13 protein-coding genes are annotated in these 19,791 nt (G+C 72.3%); 5 read left to right on the forward strand and 8 right to left on the reverse strand.

From position 1 onward, the window contains the following. Window positions 1-33: 33 nt before the first annotated feature. Window positions 34-1,314: an ABC transporter substrate-binding protein gene (locus tag AAEP80_RS14420; RefSeq protein WP_413601655.1), complete on the reverse strand. Its 1,281-nt coding sequence runs from the start codon at window positions 1,312-1,314 to the stop codon at window positions 34-36. 322 nt (window positions 1,315-1,636) lie between these two features. Between AAEP80_RS14420 and AAEP80_RS14425 the strand changes: the two genes are divergently transcribed. After that, window positions 1,637-2,968 (forward strand): glycosyltransferase, encoded by a 1,332-nt coding sequence (locus AAEP80_RS14425; RefSeq protein ID WP_420364905.1) that lies wholly within the window; start codon window positions 1,637-1,639, stop codon window positions 2,966-2,968. An 85-nt stretch (window positions 2,969-3,053) separates the two neighbouring features. On the opposite strand, the gene AAEP80_RS14430 is transcribed toward AAEP80_RS14425, so the two are convergent. Beyond that, the gene (locus tag AAEP80_RS14430) at window positions 3,054-4,364 is read right to left on the reverse strand and encodes a glycosyltransferase family 2 protein (RefSeq protein WP_413601653.1); all 1,311 of its coding nucleotides are present in this window, start codon (window positions 4,362-4,364) and stop codon (window positions 3,054-3,056) included. 159 nt (window positions 4,365-4,523) lie between these two features. On the opposite strand from AAEP80_RS14430, the gene AAEP80_RS14435 reads away from it, so the two are divergent. From AAEP80_RS14435 to AAEP80_RS14450, 4 genes are all read left to right on the forward strand, one after another. Further along, window positions 4,524-4,688 carry a hypothetical protein gene (locus AAEP80_RS14435; protein WP_413601652.1) on the forward strand — a complete coding sequence of 55 codons (165 nt, stop codon included), beginning with the start codon at window positions 4,524-4,526 and terminating at the stop codon, window positions 4,686-4,688. A gap of 93 nt (window positions 4,689-4,781) precedes the next feature. After that, the gene (locus tag AAEP80_RS14440; RefSeq protein ID WP_420364906.1) at window positions 4,782-5,690 is read left to right on the forward strand and encodes a beta-1,6-N-acetylglucosaminyltransferase; all 909 of its coding nucleotides are present in this window, start codon (window positions 4,782-4,784) and stop codon (window positions 5,688-5,690) included. Continuing rightward, window positions 5,687-7,153, forward strand: a complete 1,467-nt coding sequence (locus AAEP80_RS14445) for a lipopolysaccharide biosynthesis protein (protein WP_420364907.1) — start codon at window positions 5,687-5,689, stop codon at window positions 7,151-7,153. Before AAEP80_RS14440 ends, AAEP80_RS14445 begins: the two co-directional genes overlap by 4 nt. A 44-nt stretch (window positions 7,154-7,197) precedes the next feature. Further along, the gene (locus AAEP80_RS14450; protein WP_420364908.1) at window positions 7,198-8,349 is read left to right on the forward strand and encodes a glycosyltransferase family 4 protein; all 1,152 of its coding nucleotides are present in this window, start codon (window positions 7,198-7,200) and stop codon (window positions 8,347-8,349) included. A 3-nt stretch (window positions 8,350-8,352) separates the two neighbouring features. On the opposite strand, the gene AAEP80_RS14455 is transcribed toward AAEP80_RS14450, so the two are convergent. The 6 genes from AAEP80_RS14455 to AAEP80_RS14480 form a co-directional block, all read right to left on the reverse strand. Then, window positions 8,353-9,351, reverse strand: a complete 999-nt coding sequence (locus AAEP80_RS14455; protein ID WP_420364909.1) for a glycoside hydrolase family 16 protein — start codon at window positions 9,349-9,351, stop codon at window positions 8,353-8,355. Further along, entirely contained in the window at window positions 9,336-11,216 is a 1,881-nt protein-coding gene (locus tag AAEP80_RS14460) for a DUF7402 domain-containing protein (RefSeq protein WP_420364910.1), read from the reverse strand. The genes AAEP80_RS14455 and AAEP80_RS14460 overlap by 16 nt, the downstream gene beginning before the upstream one ends. Further along, window positions 11,203-14,769, reverse strand: a complete 3,567-nt coding sequence (locus tag AAEP80_RS14465; RefSeq protein ID WP_420364911.1) for a glycosyltransferase — start codon at window positions 14,767-14,769, stop codon at window positions 11,203-11,205. Before AAEP80_RS14465 ends, AAEP80_RS14460 begins: the two co-directional genes overlap by 14 nt. Next, a complete protein-coding gene (locus AAEP80_RS14470) occupies window positions 14,766-15,737 on the reverse strand; it encodes a glycosyltransferase family 2 protein (protein ID WP_420364912.1) in 972 nt (323 codons plus the stop codon). Before AAEP80_RS14470 ends, AAEP80_RS14465 begins: the two co-directional genes overlap by 4 nt. Continuing rightward, window positions 15,734-16,558, reverse strand: coding sequence for a glycosyltransferase family 2 protein (locus tag AAEP80_RS14475; RefSeq protein ID WP_420364913.1), 825 nt, complete (start codon window positions 16,556-16,558; stop codon window positions 15,734-15,736). Before AAEP80_RS14475 ends, AAEP80_RS14470 begins: the two co-directional genes overlap by 4 nt. Before the next feature lie 343 nt (window positions 16,559-16,901). Continuing rightward, on the reverse strand, window positions 16,902-19,634 hold the full coding sequence (locus tag AAEP80_RS14480) for an alpha/beta fold hydrolase (protein ID WP_420364914.1): 2,733 nt from the start codon (window positions 19,632-19,634) through the stop codon (window positions 16,902-16,904). Window positions 19,635-19,791: the final 157 nt, after the last annotated feature.

A 19,791-nucleotide genomic window follows, 5' to 3' on the forward strand; every position in this document is an offset into this window, starting at 1 on the left:
CCACGAGCCTCCCGTCCGACGCGGCGCGAGCCGCTAGTTGCTGGTGGTCGCCGCCTTCAGGGCGGCTTCCATGTCCTTCATTGCCTCGTCGACGCTCTTCGAGCCCTTGAGCGCCGCGTAGGAGTTGTCCTGGATCGCCTTCGTCACGGCCGGGTAGTACGGCGTGACCGGGCGGGGCTCCGCGCTCTGGATCGACTTCAGCAGGGTGGGCAGGTACGGCAGCTTCGCCGTCAGCTCGGAGTCCGTGTAGAGGTCACCGAGCACCGGGGCGAGCGAGCCCTGGGTCGCGAAGAACTTCTGCGTGTCGCTCGACATCAGGAACTCGAGGAAGTCGTGCGCCGTCGCCTTGTGCTTCGAGTACGCGCTGATCGCGGCGTTGTGACCGCCGAGCGTCGATGCACCGACGCCGTCGGCACCCGGGATCGGGGCGATGCCGAACGTGTCCTTGACCTTCGACGAGCCGTCGGTCTTGGCCAGGCTGTAGACGTACGGCCAGTTGCGGAGGAACAGCAGCTTGCCGTCCTCGAACGCCGTGCGGCCCTGTTCCTCCTGGTAGGTGATCGCCTCGGCCGGGATGTTCCCGTCCTTGAACGCGTCGACCAGGTTCTGCAGACCGGCCTTGGCCTTCGTCGTGTCGACGTCCGGCGTGCCGCTCTTGGAGAGGATCGACCCGCCGGCGCCGTTCACGGCCTCCGAAGCGTTGACGGTGAGTCCCTCGTACTTCGCGAACTGGCCGGCGTAGCAGCCGATGCCGTTGTCCTTGGCGATCTTGCAGTCGTCCATCATCTCCGACCACGTGGTCGGCGGGGTCTTGACGAGGTCCTTGCGGTAGTAGAGCAGCGCGCCGTCGGACGTCTGCGGTGCCGCGTAGAGCGTGTCGTTGTACGTCGCCGTCTTCACGGTGGCGGGCAGCAGCTTGGACGTGTCGACCTTCATCGATCCCGTGAGCGGTGTCAGCCAGCCCTTCGCGGCGAACTCCGCGGTCCACACGACGTCGACGTCGACCACGTCGTAGCCGTCGTCCTTCGCCTGGAAGTGCTGCACGAGGTCGTCGTGCTGCTGGTCGGCCTGGTCGGACTGCTCCTTGAACGTGACCTTCTCGTCCGGGTGCGCCTTGTTCCACTTGGCGATCAGGGGGCGGACCACGTTCGAGTTGTCCTTGCCCTGGACGTACGTGATCGGGCCGCGGCTGTCCTGCCCGCTCTTGGCGTCGTTCGAGGCCGAGCTCCCGCTCGAGCACCCGGCCAGGGCGAGGCCGATCACGGCGACCCCGGCCACTGATGCGAGTCGCACCTTCGCGCGTGTGTTCTTCACAGCGTTGTCTCCTCATCGAGATCACCAGGAGTCGTCGGCTCGGGTACCGGACGACGACAACCTGGAGCAGGCGACGCTGCCTGCTGGGAGTGGAAGCTACGCCCGCGCCCGGCGTTCTGCAACCGGTTGCATCCAACCCGTGACCTGAGCGTGACCTTCGGGCTTCGTGAGACTTCCTGGGTGAGCGCTCACCGGGTCGGCGCCGCGGTGACCTGAACCGCGGCGACCCTCAACGACGGGGCGTGCGGTGTTCCGCACGATCCCCGCCACCTCGTTCCCCGGTCGTTGTGACCGGGAGAACGGGTCCGTAGCGTCCGGTGCCATGGCCACCACCTCCGCCGTCACCACGCCGGGCCCCCGTCGCGTCATCAGCGTCGACCTCGACGCCCCGCTGCCGCGACTCGTCGCCGACGAGACCGGCGCATCGGCCCTCGTCATCGGGTACCGCGACGGTCATCCCGTCACGACGCTCGACGTCCTGCTGACCGCCGACCCCGACGACGCGGCACGGGCCCTCGCACCGCTCGTCGACCAGAGCGCGCTCGACGGTGCGTACGACAGCCTCGCTCCGGTCTCCGACGACGACCTCCCGATGATCTCCGTCGTCGTCTCCACCGTCGTGGACCGCGTCGAGGACCTCGGCAAGCTGCTCGACGTGCTCGAGCACCTCGACTACCCGCGGCACGAGGTGGTCCTCGTCGACAACCGCGTGCACCTGCCGGACATCGACGCGCTCCCGGCGCTCCTCGACGGTCGCGACGTGCGACTCGTCACCGAGCGCCGTCCAGGTCTCTCCGCCGGCCGGAACGCCGGCGTCGCGGCGGCCACCGGCGAGGTCATCGCGTTCACGGACGACGACGTCCGTGTCGACCCGCAGTGGCTCCGGGCGATCGGCTCGCGGTTCGTGCGCGAGCCCGACCTCGACGCGGTCACCGGTGTGATCCTCCCGGTGGAGCTCTCGACACCGGCGCAGATCTGGTACGAGGCGTACTACGGCGGCTTCAGCGCCGAGCGGACCTTCGCCCCTGTGACGATCGTCCCCGACGACGTCGCCGGTGCCATGCGGCACGCGCGGGTCTCGGCCGTGCGGCCGGACGGCACCGTCAGGAAGCACTTCGCGGTGTACGGCATCGGCGCGTACGGCGCCGGCGCGAACATGGCCTACCGGCGCTCGCTCATCGACGCCGTCGGTGGCTTCGACACGACGCTCGGAGCCGGCTCCCCCGCACGTGGTGGTGAGGACCTCGCGATGTTCATCGAGACGCTCTGGCGCGGTGGCCGCATCGGCTTCGAGCCACACGCCGTCGTCCACCACCGGCACCGCCAGACGATCGAGGACCTCCACAAGCAGCTGCACGGCAACGGCGTCGGGTTCACCGCGCTCATGTGCGCGCTCGCCGCGAAGGACCGGCGTCACCTCGCCGTGCTCGCGCGGCTGATGCCCCTCGCCGCGAAGGTGAAGGCGAAGCAGATGGCGTCACGTCTCGCCGGACGTCGCGATGCGGCGGCTGAGTCCACGAACGAGGCGTCGACGACCCGCATCCCGCGCTCCCTGGCCTACCACGAGCTCAGGGGCTTCCCCGCAGGTCCCGCCGCGTGGCTCCGCAGCCGCCGGCGCTGGCGTGACGTCGAGGCCGGGCGCTTCCGGGCATAGCGGGAGCGCCGCACAGAACGTGCGGGGGCGTCAACGGCGACGCTCCCGCACGGCGGGCTACCCGCGGCGGGCTACCCGCGGCGGGCTACCCGCGGCGGGCGCGGAGGCGTCCGAGCACGTACCGCCAGGGGCCGCCGAGCGCTGCGACGAGTTCGACCCGCTTCAGCCCGGCGGTCGCCGCGCGGAACTCGTCATCGACGGGCCATCCGGCGGTCGCGGACACGGCGGTCGACACCTGGTCGGCGCCACCCTGCCCCAGCGCCCCGAGCTGACGGAGCGCCCCGACGGCCCGACGCAGCACGGCGAGCGCGGTCCGCGGCCGGGTCATCAGCTTCGCGACCCACGCCCCGAGACCCGTGCCGTAGCCGAGCGCCTGCCCGCGCAGGGCCTCGCGGTCCGAGCGGTGCTTGTGCCAGACGAACGCGGACGGCTCGACGGCGAGTGCGCCACCCGACAGCAGCACGCGGGTGAACAGGTCGGGGTCCTCCCCCGCGCGGGACGGGGTCCCCGGGCCGAGGGCGACGTCGAAGCCGCCGAGCGCCAGGGCCGCGGAGCGCCGGAGGGACATGTTCGCGCCGGTGCCGAACGCACCGACCGAGAACGGGAACAGCGGCAGGTCCGCCGGCGGCGCCGAGGTCCGGAACACCCGGCGGTCGAGGTTCCGCGCCCACGTGACGCGCTCGTCGAAGTACCGCTGGGTCGGGTTCCGGAGCTCCCCGCTCGGGACGAGCCCGGTGACGCAGACGACGTCGTCGTCCCGGTCGTAGGCGGCGGCGAGCGCCGCGAGCCAGTGGGTGTCGACGACCACGTCGTCGTCGACGAAGGCGACCACGGCTCCGGACGCGAGGGCGAGACCGGCGTTCCGTGCGCGGGAGACGCCGGGTCGGGCCTCCAGGACGTACCGGAGCCTGGCGTCCGCGAACGACGCGACCACGTCGCGGGTCGCGGAGGTGGTGGGCGCGTTGTCGACGACGAGCACCTCGAAGTCGTCGTACGCCGAGGCGAGCACCGAGGCGACGCAGCGGCGCACGTCCTCGGGGCGGTCGCGCGTGCCGATGACGACCGACATGCGTCCGGTGGCCGGTCCCGCGGGCACGGCTGGGAGGCTCGTGGCACGTAGCGCACGCAGGGCCGGCCCCAGCTCGGCTGGCTCCACGTCCCCGCTGGCGTCGACCGCGACGTCGACGAAGCCGGCGATCTCACGGCCGTCGCGGACGAGCAGGCGCGCGCGGCGGAAGCCCTCGGCGCCGGCGAGTTCGACGACGGCCGCGGCGAGCGCCTCCCGCCGGTCGACGGAGCCGACCCATGCTGCTCCGGCCCACGTGGGGGCATCGGGCGAGGGCATCGCGGGCGTGAGCGTGAGCACGCTGGACCTGGTCGCCTGGGGTGCGGTCATGCTCCCGATGGTCGGGTGCGGCCGTCGCGTGGTCAACGCGGGTCCGTACCCGTTGCGGCGACGGTCGTCCCTCTTGCGGTTTGCCGCCATCAGGAGCCGTGCTGCCCGTAGGATCGGGGACACGACCCGGCGGCAGCACGCCGGGCACGAGGAGGACGAATGCCGCTGGGCCCCACGACCGAGCTCGGCGGTCCGTTCCTTGTCGTCGACACCGGTGACCACGTCGTGTGCGTCTGCGGCCACGAGCAGGTCGCGCACGAGCACTACCGACCCGGCACCGACTGCGCCCTCTGCGACTGCCCGAAGTTCCGCCGGAAACGCTGATCCGACGCCGGTGGTGCGGAAAACCGCCGCTTCCCCGCAGAGGGGTCATGGTCGCCTTGTCGGCCCGGGAGCGGCGCGGTTAGCGTCGCGTCCATGGCCACCCCCTCCGCCGCACTCGCGTGCATCGTCCTCGCTCACGAGGACCCTGTGCACGTGCGCCGGCTCATCGAGTCGCTCGACCCGTTCCCGGTGTTCCTGCACTGCGACGCGCGGACCTCGAAGTCAGTGTTCGGGGCGATGACCGACGGGCTCCCCGATCGTGTCCGGCTGCTGCCGCGGATCCGGACCGGTTGGGCGAAGTGGGAGAACGTCGAGGCAGAGGTCTCCGGGTACCGGGCAGCACTCGCCGACACCGACGCGTCGCACGTGGCGGTGCTCACCGGAAGTGACTACCCGCTGGCGAACGCGACCGAGATCGCGGCGCTCCTCGCGGCGCACCGTGAGGAGTCCTTCGTCGCCGTGCACCCGCTGCCGTACGAGGCGTGGGGACGCGACGGTGGCCGGGCACGGCTCCGGTTCCCGCACTGGGCGTGGCGGAAGCACATGGTGCGGCTACCGATCCCACGCCGGTTGCCCCGCGGCATCGTGCCGGCCGGGGGCTCGCAGCTGAAGGTCCTCGCGCGGCACCACGCCGCTTCGGTCGTCGACGCGGTCGACCGTCGCCCCGACCTCGTGCGGTTCTGGCGACGGACGTGGATCGCCGACGAGACGTTCGTGCCGACGGTGCTGCAGTCCCCCGCCCTGACGCCGGGGTTCGCCGAGCAGCACGTCCCGCACGCGCTGTGGTGGATCGGGTGGGACGGCAGCGCGATGAAGAGCCCACCGTGGCTGACGACCGCCGACGCCGGACGGCTGCTCGAACGCCGGACGTTCCCCGGCGGACTCCCGCACGTGTTCGCCCGGAAGTTCTCGACCGAGCAGAGCTCCGACCTGCTCGACGTCGTCGACGGCGCGTTCGAACTGCGCCGATCGACCGGGGCACCGAGGGAGGTCACGGCGTGACGTCTCCGACGCAACCCGTCACGCCGGTGCCGGAGTCCGTCGACACGGGGTCCGTCGCCGTCCGCAAGGGCGCCAACGTCCTGTTCGGCCGCGGCCTGCTGTACGTCGTCGTGTGGTCGATGCAGCTCGTCGTGTCGTCGCTCATCTCCCCGGTGCTCGCACACCTCATGCCGCCGGCGGAGTTCGGCGTGCTCGCGTCGGCGATCGCGCTCTACCAGGCGCTCGTCGTGCTCGCGGTCGCCGGCATCGACCAGGCGTCCGTGCTGCAGCGCGCCGAGGACGGCGACGACCGGAAGGCCCGCGGGCTCCTGGCCGTCGGCATGGTCACCGCGAGCATCGTCACGGTCCTCGCGCTCACGACGATCCCGGTGTGGGGCGACGCGGCCGGCTTCATCGGCGAACACCCGCTGCTGCTCGTCGCGGTGCTCTGGACCGGACCGGCGGCGATCGTGCAGATCTCGTTGGCGCTCCTCGTCGCGCAGGACCGCATCAGGGTGTTCGCGGTGACGAGCCTGCTGTCGTCGATCGGCGGTTCGATCATCGGTCTCGGCCTCCTGACGTTCGTGCGAGCCGACGCCACGACGTACGCGTGGGGCGGCGTCGTCGCGCAGGCGGTGGCGATGGGCATCGGCATCGCCGCGACCCGTCCTCGGTTCGCCGGCCTGCTCGACCGGAGGACCACCGCCAGGGCGTTCCGGCTCGGCATCCCGATCGCGCTCGGCAACCTGTCCTACTTCGTGCTGAACGCCGGTGACCGGATCGTGGTGCAGCGGTTGCTGGGCCCCGACGAGGTGGCGCGGTACCAGATCGCCTACGTCGTCGGGTCGGCGGTCATCCTGCTGCTGACCTTCACGAACCAGGCGTGGGCGCCGCACTTCGCGGCCCTCCGCGACGCCGTTGCCCGCCGACGCCTCGCGATGCACTCCCGTGACGAGCTGTACCTGCTGCTGGCGCCGGTGCTCCTCGCCGTGACCCTGGTGTCACCGCTGGCGCTGCCGATCCTGGCTCCGGCGTCGTACCGCGTGCAGGAACTCACCGTCGTCGTGTTCGTCGTCGCGATCACCGCGTTCCCCGTCGTCGCGAGCGGTGCGACCGGCCGGCTGCTCCTCGTCGAGCGACGCGGAGTCGTCGTCGGAGTGATCGCGGCGATCGCGGGCGCGGTGAACATCGGCGCGAACCTGGTCCTCGTCCCGCTCCTCGGCATCGCGGGTGCCGCGGTCGCGACCGTCGTCGCGTACGTGATCCTGGCCGTGCTGCAGCTGGCGGCGCTCCCCGACCGCCGCGACTGGCGTGGACCGAGAGCACGCGTCGTCCTCACGGTCGCCGCGGCGCTCGCCGTGGCCGCCGTGTCGGTGTTCGTCCCGCAGGACGTCCTGTGGAACTGGGTCCGATTCGTCGGCGTGATCGCCTGCGTCCCCTGGTTCTTCCGTCGCCTGCGGCGTGCGCGCGGGGGTGTGGCGTGAGCCACGGCGCCCGGTCAGGGGCCAGACGCCTCCGCGTCGGTGTGGTGACCAACGGGCTGGCGATCACCGGCGGGGTCGAACGGTGCGTGCTCGAGGACACCCGCGAGCTCGTGCACGCGGGGCACGACGTCGAGATCTGGCACCGGTCCTCCGAGCAGGGTGACGACGGGCGCGCACCGTTCGACGCACTCGGAGTCCGGCTCCACGACGCCCGTGACTACCGCTTCGGCGTCACGACCGCGCTGCGTGACGCCGCCCGCTTCGCGTGGGAGGGGCTGCGTCTGCGGCGCTCGCACCTCGACGTGCTCTGGCTCAACCGGCCGGAGTTCCTGCCGTGGGGCCGTGTCGTCTCGACGTTCTCCGGCGTCCCCCTCGCCGTGCACCTGCACCATGCGCCGAACTACCGGCGCCTCGGCCCGATCTCCGGAGGGCGCACCCGCTACCTCGCGGTCTCGCAGTCGATGGCGCGGGCGTGGTCCGAGGCGGGCATCCCCGCCGCCAGGATCACCGTCGTGCCGAACGGCGTCGACACGTCGACGTTCCCGGCACCGTCCACCGCGGACGTCCGGCACGCGCGTCGGACACTCGGGATCGACAGCGCCACGCCGACGGTGCTGTACTACGGCCGGCTGACGCGCTCGAAGGGCGTCCTGGCCCTCCTGGAGGCATGGGGCCGAGTCCTCGCGACAGCTCGAGCCCGGCAGCCGGTGACCGTCCCCGCCGAGGCCGGGTCCGCGCGCCGGCAGCCGCTCCTGGTGCTCGCAGGCGCGTTGTACCCGGACGACGCGGACGCCGTCCGTCGCGCGGTCGATGCGCTCCCCACGGGCTCGGTGCTCGTGCTGCCGGAGCGGGACGACGTCGTCCCGCTGCTGCACGCCGCCGACCTGGTGGTCGCGCCGTCGATCGAGCCGGAGGGTTTCGGCCGTGTCGTCGTCGAGGCGATGTCGACGGGTCGTCCCGTGGTCGCCGCTGCAGGTGGCGGCACCGGCGAGATCCTGTCCGGCGAGTGGGCGAGGTTCACCGTGGACCCGACGGACACCGAAGCGCTCGCCCGGACGGTGCTCGACGCCCTCGACGAGACCGTCCACGACCCGTCGCTCGGTGTCCGCTGCCGGGCGTGGGTCCAGGAACACCACGGCCGTGCGCCGCACGTCGCCGGGCTCCTCCGCGCACTGCTCGAGCACGCCAGGAGCTGAGGCTCAGCCGGCTCGCGCGGCGGCCGCGTCGCCCTGCGTGCGCGCGTCACCGACCCAGCTCGGGACGTCCCGAGCCGTCACGTCGTCCGGCATGGTCGCCTGGGGCTCCGCACCGGCGGCCGGGACGTCGATCGTGACCCAGTCGATGAGGAGCGATCCCGACGCGCTGCGCGGCGGCCGGCCGTCGTTCGAACCGGCCTGGACCACGAGGTGCATGCGCGCCGTCGGGATGTTCTCGGTGGTGGTGCCGACCACGGTGTCGTCGACGAGGAACGACATCCTGGTCGGTGTCCACTCGATCGTGTACGTGTGCCAGTCCGCCAGCGACGCCCCCGTCTGGTGCTGGATGCACTTCTCGGCGGGGTCCGCGAGGCAGTGCACGTTCAGGCCGGCCGGTGCCCCGAGTGCGCCCTCGGGGAAGTCCACCTCGCCGTCCGCCCACGCGTTGTCGTCGCTCCAGAGCAGCACCGCGACGCCGTAGCCGTCGACCTCGTCGCTCTTCATCCTGACGCTGTACCTGCCGGAGGTCTGTCCACCCCACCAACCGTCGACGAGCGGGACGACGCCGCCGGCGAGGGGCGTCCCGCTGCTCGTCGTCCGCAGTCGCATGTCCAGCACACCATCGTGCGCGGTCAGCGCCGAGGACTGGTATCGCCCGGTGCCCGCCGTGTCCGCGAAGCCGTGGTAGACCGAGAACCGGTCTGCGTAGTCCGCTTCGAACCCGCCGGTGGGTGTCGGCCGGGCGAAGTCCTCGGAGAAGACCCGCTTCCACCCGCTGCCGTCGCCGGTCGGCATGGTCACCCCGCTCGGGTCGGCGACCGCCACGGTGTCCGGCGGGTCGTCGCCGCGGGTCGCGACGGTCGCAGACGCCGCGACGACCCCCGCCGCGACGACGAGCGCCCCCGCGACGAGCGCGAGCCGTCGCCACCTGGTGTCGACGGGGGGCCGGTGCCGCGGAACCCCGGCGCCGTGCGACGCGGTGGGGATCACCCGGCCGCCCATGCCCGTATCTCCGAGAGCCCGACGTTCACCGTGCTGTCCGAGACACCGGTCGTGGTGAACCGGACCCACGTCACGTTCCTGGCGCTGAAGTCCACGGTGAGCGGGCTGCCGTCGTTCGGCAGGGTCCCGACGGCGACCTGGCTGCCGTCCGAGAACGTCAGCGTCCCGCTGGTGACCTGGTCGGACGCGTTCGGGCGGTCGTCGAGGACGATGCGCTGCAGAGCCACCGTCCTGCTCCAGTCGAGCTGGATCCACACACCGGTGCGACCCCACGGCCCGACCCACTCGGCAGCGGCGTTCGCCGGGTAGCCGGACACGACACCGTCCACCGCCTTCGCGACGGTCTGACCGTCGGCGGGGTTGTCCCAGGCCGCGGTCGGCGTCGCGGAACCGGTGACGTCGGTCAGGGTCGGGTCGGTCGGCGTCGTCGGGTCGGTCGGCGTCGTCGGGTCGGTCGGCGTCGTCGGTGTGGACGCGTCGGCCGGCGCGTACGTCCGGATCTCGGCGAGCCCGACGTTCCGCGTCGAGCTGCTGACCGCCGAGACGGTGAACCGCACCCACGTCACCGGGCGAGCGCTGAACGCGACCCGCTGCACCGCGCCGCCGTTGTCGAGTGCGGGCACGCTCACGCTGGATCCGTCCGAGAACGTCAGCGTGCCGCCGGTGACCTGGTCGTCCGGGTTGGGCCGGTCGGAGAGGTCGACCTCGCCGAGCGACGTCGGCGAGCCCCACGCGAGCTGGATCCAGGTGCCGACGCCGCCCCACGGTGCCACCCACTCGGCCGTCGGAGCGTCGGGGTACCCGCTCACCACGCCGTCCACGGCCTTCGCGGCGGTCTGTCCGTCCGCGGGGTTCTCGGCGCTCGCGGTGACGGTCGCGCCCGAGGTGACGTCAGCGCCGCGGGTTCCCGGGTCCGGGTCGCCAGGAGTGGTCGGCACGGTCGATCCCGCGGTGTACTCGCGGCTCAGCCAGGAGCCCTCCGGCCGGGACGAGCACGCTTGCCACGACGCGCACGTCTGACCGTCGTGCTGCGCGTACGTGAAGAACGCGTCGCCCTTGGCGTCGATCTGGGCCTGCGTGAGGTTCGACGGGAGGTTCGCGATCGGGTAGCCCATGTACCCGGTGAAGGAGTGCGCGGTCGCGTACTGCTGCTGCACGGCATCGGTCAGGTAGGCGACGGTGTGGTGGTCGCTGTGGTCGCCGTCGCCGTAGGTGCCCTTCTGGTCGAGGGTGTGGATGTCCGTCGGCTGGTAGGCCGTCACGACGGCGAGGAGTGTCGCCTCGAGCTGCGCGAGCGTGTACGTCGCCGAGTACGTGGCCCCGGTCAGGGTCCGCATCGTGGTGATGGTGCCCTGGTAGAGCTTCTGCAGGCTCTGCGAACCGTCGGCGGCGAAGCCCGAACCGTCGACGTTGCCGTCGGGCAGCTCCATGAACACCAGGCTGAGTTTCGGGTCGGTCGCGAGCGTCACGGTGCGGAGCGTGCGTCCCGCCGCCGTGGTGGTGCCGTTCGTCCACGTCGAGGCGACACCGGCCATCCGCGCGTAGGACGCCATCACCCCGGCCTCCCGTCCCTTCCAGTAGGACGCGGACATGCCGGCGTCCCCGCCCGTGACCACGACGGAGCGGACGCACCGCCCCGCGTCCATGTCCTTGCGGAGCTCGGTGCCGTCGAAGAGCAGGTCGTCGTCGGCGTGCGCGACGACGGTGAGCACCTTGCCGGCACTGCAGTCGACCGTGGTGGCGGCGTTCGCGGTGCCGCCAGTCGGCGCGCCCAGGATCGCGGCGGTCAGGGTGACTGCTGCGACGACGAACGCGACGGTGTACCGCCCCGCACGTCTCCCGGCGCCCGGTTCAGTTCGTCGCATGGATGATGCCTTCCCTCGTCAGCTCGTAGACCGCGGTCGTCCCGGACGACCAGACCCGCTTCCAGTACGGCGACGACGCCATCGCCGCGGCGAGCCGCTGGTAGTCGGCGTCGCTCTGGTAGCCGTACCGCTCGTCGTACGCGCCGAACGGCTCGGCGACGAGCGCGTAGTACTTCGTCGCCGTCCAGTTGCCGACGAGGTCCTTCGTGATGGTCGACACGTCGGCCGCGGCGTCGTACGGCCCCGCCGGGTCGGGGTACGGCCCGAGCGCCTCGCGCGACAGGTAGCCGACGTCGAAGTACCGCGCGCCGGTGTTGCTCGGCACCGCGTTGGCCGAGCCGGTCAGCAACAGGACGGACCCCTTCGGGGCGGTGGCGTCGTAGTACTGCGTCGCAGCCGACTGGCTCCTCGTCATCACCCGGTTCCAGTCGAGCGACGTCTGACCGAACGCCCCGATCGCCACCAGCGCGGCGACCCCGGCAGCCGCGACGGTCACCCGCACCGCGGACGGACGCATCGCCGAGGTGACCAAGCCGCCGATCCACGCCAGGCGGCCGCCTGGTCGCGGAACCGCTGCGGCGAGGATCGCGATCCACGGCGTCGCGAAGAGCACCACACGGAAGATGCCTTCCTGCCCGTAGTTCGTCGCGACGAGCAGCGAGATCGGGCTCCCGGCGGCGACGAGGAGTCCCCAGTGCACGCGGTCGCGCCGGAGCAGGACGGTGACGAGCGCGACGAGCCCGAGCACCACGAGCGCCGCGGCGGGGACGTCGAACGCCAGTCGGGTGACGAGCGGCTTCGGGAGCACGGTCATGTCGTGCGTCGGCGGCTGGACGTTGTCGAGCACCCGACCGACCGCGGCGAAGGACAGGAACTTGTCGAGCACGCTGCCGTTCATCACCGCGAAGACGACGGCGGGGACGAGCACGACGACGGGCAGCCACCACGGCCGCACCATGCGGAACACGACGAGCACCACGAGGGCTGCGACGGTGAGGTACGGCGAGATCTGGTGGGTCACGGCGAGCACGACGCTGATCGCGGCGATCGCGGCGAGCCTGGTCAGCCCCACCCTGCGGGCGCGGGGCTTCGCTGCGACGTGACCGTCGGGTCCGGTGACGACGGTGGTCCGCAGCTGCCCGGTCGCGAGCACCAGGACGACGATCGACAGCAGCACGCCGGTGGACTGCGGCGAGAAGTAGGTCGTGTTGAGCGACCCGGTCATCGCCGTCAGGAAGGCGGCGATCCACGGACGCCTGGCCCCTGGCAACCAGTGCGCTGCCAGCACCCCGACCGCGATCGTCGTGCTGAACGCCAGCAGGACGGGCACCCACGCGGCGATGAGCATCGCGTTCTGGATGCCACCGACGTCGGCGACCCACGCGCCGCCCGCGAAGAGCCCCGACCAGGTCTGGAAGATGTCGGCTGCTGGGTTCGTCCCGCCGTACTGTCGGATGTACTCGATGACGCCGACGTGCCGGGCCGCCGCCATGACCGTCGGCATCCCGTACGCGATCGCCTGTGCGAGCTGGACGGCGCCGCCGAGCACGACCACGGGCACGGCCACGCCGCGGCCACGGACGAGGGCGACCACCGCAGCGGCGACGACGAGTGCCATGCCGACGACGAGGCCGGGACCGAGCGACCCGAAGAGACCAGCGCGGACCGGGTCCCCCATGTGCGTCACCGCCGAGGCGACGACCACCACGAGCCCGGCGACGGACATGGTGGTCACCGTGGCGGTGGCGGTGGCGGTCCAGCGGACCTGGCTCGGCACCGCGTGCGGCGCGTACCGCGCGCGGCGGAGGTCGGTGAGGTCGCGCGGCACGGCCACAGCGACGGCGATCGCGGTCAGCACGGTCACCACGACGAATGGGGCCGTCGGGTGCCAGATGTGGAAGGTCGCCATCGTGTACCCGATGCCGATCGTCCCGACGAGGGACGCCGCGACCGCGAACACCGCGAACCGCGCGAGCGGCATCGGGCGGACCAGGAGCAGCGGCGCGACGCCGAGCAGGGCGAAGAGGAACACGCCGATCGCAGCCGCACGCAGATCGGGCAGTCCGGCGAGCGAGCCGACCGCCGCGACGACGAGCGTCAGGACGACGAGCGCCGCCGCCCCGAGACGGGCGCCGGGTCCCATCGCGCCGCTCGGTGCCGGTCGTGCAGGACCAGCGGTCTCGAGACCACGCTGCAGCTCGTGACGGCCGTGCGCCGTCCGGTCGATCGTCCCGGCGCCGCCGATCCGTTCGCGCAGTGCGAGGAACGGCGCCGTGAACGCCGACCGTCGTTCGACCCCGCGGAGCCGACGCTTCGTCGCGGCGAACTCGGCGTCGACGACGTCGAGCGGTTCGGACGCGGCGGACCCGTCGACGGCACCCGCACGGTCCCCCTGCTCGAGTCCGAGGCGCGCGAAGGCGCTGATGGCCTCGGGAGCAGCGTCGATCGAGGCGGTGAGCGTCTCGCGGTCGAAGGCGTTCTTGGTCATCCAGGCTCCGAGTCCGTGGCCGTTCGCCGCGGCGGCGCGGCGCAACGACGCGACGTCGTCCGCCGACCGCTGCCACGCGATCGCGGCGGGTTCGACCGCGATCGCGGCACCCGCGAACAGCAGTCGTGTGAAGAGGTCGAGGTCGTCCCCGCCGCCGACGCGGGTGCCCGGTCCGAAGGCGGTGTCGAACCCGCCGATCCGGAGGGCCGTCGCGCGGTGCACGGCGAGGTTCGCCCCGGTGCCGTACGCGGACGCGGCGAAGGGGTGCAGGGGGAGGTCGCCCGGGTCGTCGCCGAGCCGCAGGACACGGCGGCGGATCGTCCTGGCCGCCGGGGTGCGCTCGTCGTGCCACCGCTGCGCCGGCGTGCGGAGCTCCGCACTGGGCACGAGGCCGGTCACGCACGCGACGTCGGGGTCCGTGGCGAACGCGGTCCCGAGGGCGTCGAGCCACCCGGCGTCGACGACGGCCCCCTCGTCGACGAACGCGACGACCGCACCGGTCGCCGCGAGCAGGCCGGCGTTCCGCGCTGCGGCGAGCCCGCCGGACGGTGCGGCGATCGTGGTCACCGTGCGGCCGTCGATCGTCACGACGGCGTCGTCACCCGGCTCGGCCGCGTGCGAGACCACGACGACGTCGAAGGACGGGTACCGGCAGGCGAGCACCGAGCGCATCGTCGAGTCCGAAGCACCGTCCGTGCAGAGCACGACGGTGACGGACGGCAGCACCAGACCTGCTGCCGTCGCGGGCACCGACGAGACCCGCGCTGCCGGCGCCGGCATCGGCCGGATCGCGCGCTGCAGGGAGCGGACGTCGATCGTCGCGCCGATGCGCCGGCGCTCGGTGATCTCCGCCTCGACGAACCCGAGGGGCTCGCCGTGGTCGCGCACGAGCAGCCGGGCACGCCGGTACCCCTCGGCCCCGTCGAGCGCGATGACGTCGCGGTGGCTCGAGGCGTGCACGTCCGCGCGGTCGACCTCGCCGACCCACAGGGCGCCGTCCCACGTGGGGAACAGCGGACCCGTGGTGATCGGCGAGACGACCATCGCCAGGGTCGCACGCGTCACGGTGCACCCACCGGCTGCACGGCGACGGGGGCGGGTGCGGGCGACGCCACGACGACGCCGCCGAGGAACCGGCCGACGGCGTAGCCGGTCACGGTGCCGAGCACGCACGAGACGATCGCGACCGCACGGGTCCCGCCGCCTCGCCCGAGCCGACCGAGTTCACGGAACAGCGCCTTCGGCAGCACCTTCGTCAGGTAGGTCGACTCGCTGGACAGCGAGTCCTTCGCCCCGACACGACGGCTGAGGACCGCCTTCGAGATCCCCTCGTAGTAGCTCCGGCGCCGCACGTACCGCATCGCGACGCGATCAGGGGACACACGGTGCGAGACGTTCGACCGCGGCTCGAAGCGGATCCTCGCGGTCGGGTCGGCCTGCGCGATCCGGATGCAGAGCTCCGTCTCCTCGCATCCGAGCGGCTGGTTGCCGACCCGGCCGATCCCGGACCGGAACCCGCCAGCGGCGAGGAGCACGTCACGGCGGAACGCCATGCTCGAGCCGATCACGTTGCGGACGTCGCCCGGTTCGGTGGGCAGTCCGGTGTAGCTGCAGCCGACGATCCACAGGAGCTCGTCGGGGTAGGGACCCGCACCGGTCGCGGTCGGCCACGACGGGGTCGCCCGACCACCGACGCCGACGACGGACGGCAGCGAGAGCGCCTCGACGAGGTGGGCCAGCCAGTCGTCGTCGGCGGTCGCGTCGTCGTCGAGGAACGCAACGACGTCCGACTCGGCGAGCGCCACGCCGGTGTTCCGCGCGCCGGACAGGCCCCGGTCCTCGGCGTTCTCGACGACCAGCAGCTCCGGCCAGCGTGCCTTCGCACGCAGGAACAGCTCGGGCTCGTGGTCGATGACGACCACCACCTCGGTGGCGTTCGGCTGTCGCTTCGCGGACTCGACCGAGTCCTGCAGGTCGCCCCAGCGCTGCTGCGTGTACGCGCAGATGACGACCGCGACCGTCTGGACGCTCACGCGGCTTCCTCGTCCAGTGCCGGCACGGCGGTCGGGACGACGCGGGGCGTGACCGGGGTGAGGCGCGCGCTCGCCTGGGCGTCGGCGGCACGTCGGCGCTCGTGCATGATCGACTTCAGGACACGGATGCCGTCCGTGACGGCGTTGAGGTTGCTGGCGCCGTGCACACGGAGCTTCTCGTGGCTCGGGACCTCGGAGATCGCCAGGTCCGCTGCTGACCAGCGGCAGGTCAGGACGGTCTCGATCTCGAACCCGTCGCCCCACAGCATCGAACCGTCGGACGGCTGCGGGAGCGTCGAGGACAGCAGGCCGATCTTCGGCAGCGCGTCCGCCCAGAAGGCGTTGTAGCCGTAGCAGAGGTCGCTGTACCTGGTGCCGAGCAGCAGGTTGCAGAGCAGGTTCAGCCCGCGGTTCCCGAGGCTCCTGACGATCGTGATGTCGTCGCTGCCACCGCCGAGGGCGTATCGGGTGCCCTTGGCGACGTCCGCGCCGGCGACGAGGGCGTCGACGAAGCGCGGGATCTCGTCGGGGTCCGCCGAGCAGTCGGCGTCGAACATGACGACGACGTCGCCGGTGACGGCCTCGAACCCGCAGGCGAGCGCGTTGCCCTTGCCCTTCCGGGTCTGCTGCACGACCTTGATCGTCGGCATCAGCCGCTGCGCGGTCGCGATGGTGTCGTCGACGGAGTTGCCGTCGACCAGGATCACCTCGTACACCGGCGGGAGCTTCGGGAGGATGATCTCGAGGTTCCTCGCTTCGTTGCGTGCGGGGATGACTACCGAGACGCGAGGGTCCAGGGGTCGGATCGTGCTGGCGGACATGGTGCTCCTGTCGGGTTCAGGGCTGCAATCGGGAAGACCGTCACGGCGACGGTCGTTGGTCCTCGGGGTACGCGAGGACAGGACGCGGGTACGTCAGCTGCGGTGCGCGGCGGTGAGGGTGCACCGTCGTTCCCGTCGGGAGCGGGGGTACGCCGTTCCCTGGGGATTCCCACCTTCGTCGGGGTGGGGAGGCCGGTCAATGCGATCGGTGATCCGTTGCGGGCCCCCGGGTGCGGATACGGAAACCCGCAAGCGGGCTGCGGTGGGTCGTCGGGTCGCCACGGGACGGACGGGAGGCTCGTGGCGGGGTCGCCACGAGCCTCCCGTCCGTCTGTTGGGGCCGTCAGGGCCGGGTCGGGTCCGTCCCGAGGGCGGCGCGCAGCTCCGCCGCGAGCTCCGCGACGTGCGGTTCGCGCAGGATCGACGTGTGTTCAGCCTGGATGTGCACCGTGCGGTTGTCCCCGCGGAGCACCGAGGACCAGCGCTCGACGTCCGGGTTGTCCTCCGCGAGCACGAAGGTCGACCGCCCGTGGAAGGGCGTCGGCGTGTGCCGGCGCACGATCATCTCGGCGTGGTCGAACATCGCGTCGAAGTCCTTCTGCCCGCCGTAGCGCAGCACCCCGGCGCCGTAGGCCCGTGCACGACGCACGAAGAGGTCCCCGTACGGCACGCCGGACGGCAGAACGCGCTTCACGGCGCGGTCGAGTCCGTGTCGGAGCGCGCGGACGGCGGCGTTCCGCGGCTCACGGGGCTGCATCCTGGCGAAGTTCAGCTGCGCTGCCTCGGTCCGGGTGCGCGGCAGGTACGAGTCGAGCAGTGCGAGGTGTTCGATCTCCTCCCCTGCCTCGGTGAGGAGCCGTGCCACCTCGAGTCCGACGATGCCACCGAGCGAGTGGCCCACGATGATGTACGGGCCGCGCGGCTGCACGATGCGCATCAGCGCGATGTACCGCCGGGCGCTCTGCTCGATGCTCCAGTCCGGGATCGCGCGCCGCTCCAGGCCGTGCTGCTGGATCGCGTAGACGTCGTGCTCCGGCAGGTACCGGGAGAGCGGCAGGAACGTCAGGCCGAGCGCGCCGCCGCCGGACAGGCAGAACACCGGCGGGCGTCCAGGGGTCCGCGCCTCGGACACCTTGACGATGTCCGGATGGCTCGGCAGCGCGCTGGCACCCGAGCGGACGTGTCGTGCGAAGGTGCGCAGGGTGGGGTGCTCGAGCAGCTCGGACGCGCGCATGTCGACGCCGAGCCGGGCGTGCACGATCGCGAGCATCTCCTCGGCGGACAGCGAGTCGCCGCCGAGTGCGGAGAAGTCCTCGTCGAGGTGCACACCGCGGAGGCCGAGGACCTCCGCCCAGATCTGCCCCACGACGAGTTCCCACTGGTCGTACTCGCCCTCCACCATCTCGGTCTCGATCGACGGCGCGCCGGGGAGCAGCGCGCGGTCGACCTTGCCGCGCTCGTTGCGCGGCAGCTCGGGCATCGGGACGATCGATGCAGGCACCATGTACTCGGGCAGCCGATCACGGAGCGCACGGCGGATCGCCGCGGGTGCCGGGGTTCGACGTCCAGGGCGACCGACGACGTAGGCGACGAGGCGGGTGACGGCCGGCGGCTCGACGAGCGCGGTGACGACGACGTCGTGCACGTCCTCGACGGCGCGGAGCGCTGCCTCGACCTCGCTCGGTTCGACGAGGTACCCGCGGACCTTCACGGCATCGTCGGAGCGGCCGAGGAGCACCAGGCTGCCGTCGGCCTCGAGCCGTGCGAGGTCGCCCTGTCGCCACGTCGGCGTGCCGTCGTCCGTCGCGCCGAGGCGTTCGGCGGTCTTGTCCGGTGCGCCCCAGTACCCGGCGGAGAGGCCGTCGGACTCGATCACGAGTTCGCCGGTCTCGCCGAGGTTCGCCGGGGAGCCGTCCTCGCGGATGATCCTGGCGGTCTTGCCGGGGAGCGGGAAGCCTGCGGGGATCACGCCGGGGCCGACGTCGTCGCCCGGCGCGACCGAGCAGTAGGCGACACAGCCCATCTCGCTCGCTCCGAAGCCGTTCCAGATCACCGTCCCGGCGTCGAGCACCGGGCGAGCGGCGATGACGTCCGTGCCGGTGATCGGTTCGCCCACGGTCATCAGGAGGCGGAACGGGAGCCGTGCGCCGCCGGGCACCGCCTGTTTCGTCTGGACGATGGACCGGAGGAGGTGCGGGGTGCAGACGAGCACGTTCACGTCCTCCTCGGGCATCCGGTCCAGGAGGCGGTCCGTGCCGAGGTCCCGCGGGTCGAGGAGCACGATGGCCCCGCCGTTCAGCAGGCTGTCGAAGGCCATGAGGTAGCCGGCGGCGAAGGACAGCGGGAGCACGAGGCCCATCCGGTCCCCCGGTCGGAGCCCGAGCGCGACGGCGTCCTGCTCGGCGTTCTGCAGCTGCTGCCGGTGGGTCATCGCGACGCCCTTCGGCATGCCGGTCGACCCCGAGGTGAAGACCAGCACGAGGGGGTCCGTCCCGCGCCGCTCCTGTTCGGTGACGGCGGTGCTCCGCGCCACCGCATCGGCGCTGGCCGTGCGGTCCGCGGCGTCCGCCGAGGCGTCGAGCAGTGCTCCCAGGTCGTGGACCGTCCCGGCGTCGCCGAGGACCGAGGCGGCGAGGTCCGCGTGCTCGGAGTCCGCGAGGACCTCCGAGACGCCCGCGAGCTCGACCACGTGGCGCAACCGGGCCTCCGGCAGGTGGTCGTCGAGGACCACCACGACGCGGTTCGCCATCGTCAGCGCCAGGATCGCCAGGACGGCCTCGGTCGTCTGACCGGCCATGACGCCGACGGGGACGGCAGCACCGCCGGGGACCGCCCCGACGCCGGCACCGGTCCGGTCGTCCGGGTGCAACCGCTCGGCGAGCACCGCTGCGAGCGACGACGCGAGGGCATCAGCCTCGGCGAACGTGCACGCGCGGCCGTTGCCGGCGAGAGCCGGTTCGTCCGGGTACGCGGTGACGACGCGTGCCCAGCGCTCGAGGACCGAGTGGTCGTCCGCGACGGGGACCACGGCGGTGTGGTCCCAACGGTGGTGGAGCAATGCGTCGGTGGACGTCATGGCAGTTCCCCTGGATCGTCTGCTGACCGCCCGTCCGGTACGGCCACTCGGACAGTAAGTCGACGAGTGGTCCCCGTTCCAGGGGTGACGACGGCGGGTGCGGACATCCTGCGGTTCCGCGCATCCTTGCGGGTTCCACTGAACGTGCTGGGAACGG

This window comes from Curtobacterium sp. L3-7, from assembly GCF_048756585.1.
GTDB lineage: Bacteria > Actinomycetota > Actinomycetes > Actinomycetales > Microbacteriaceae > Curtobacterium.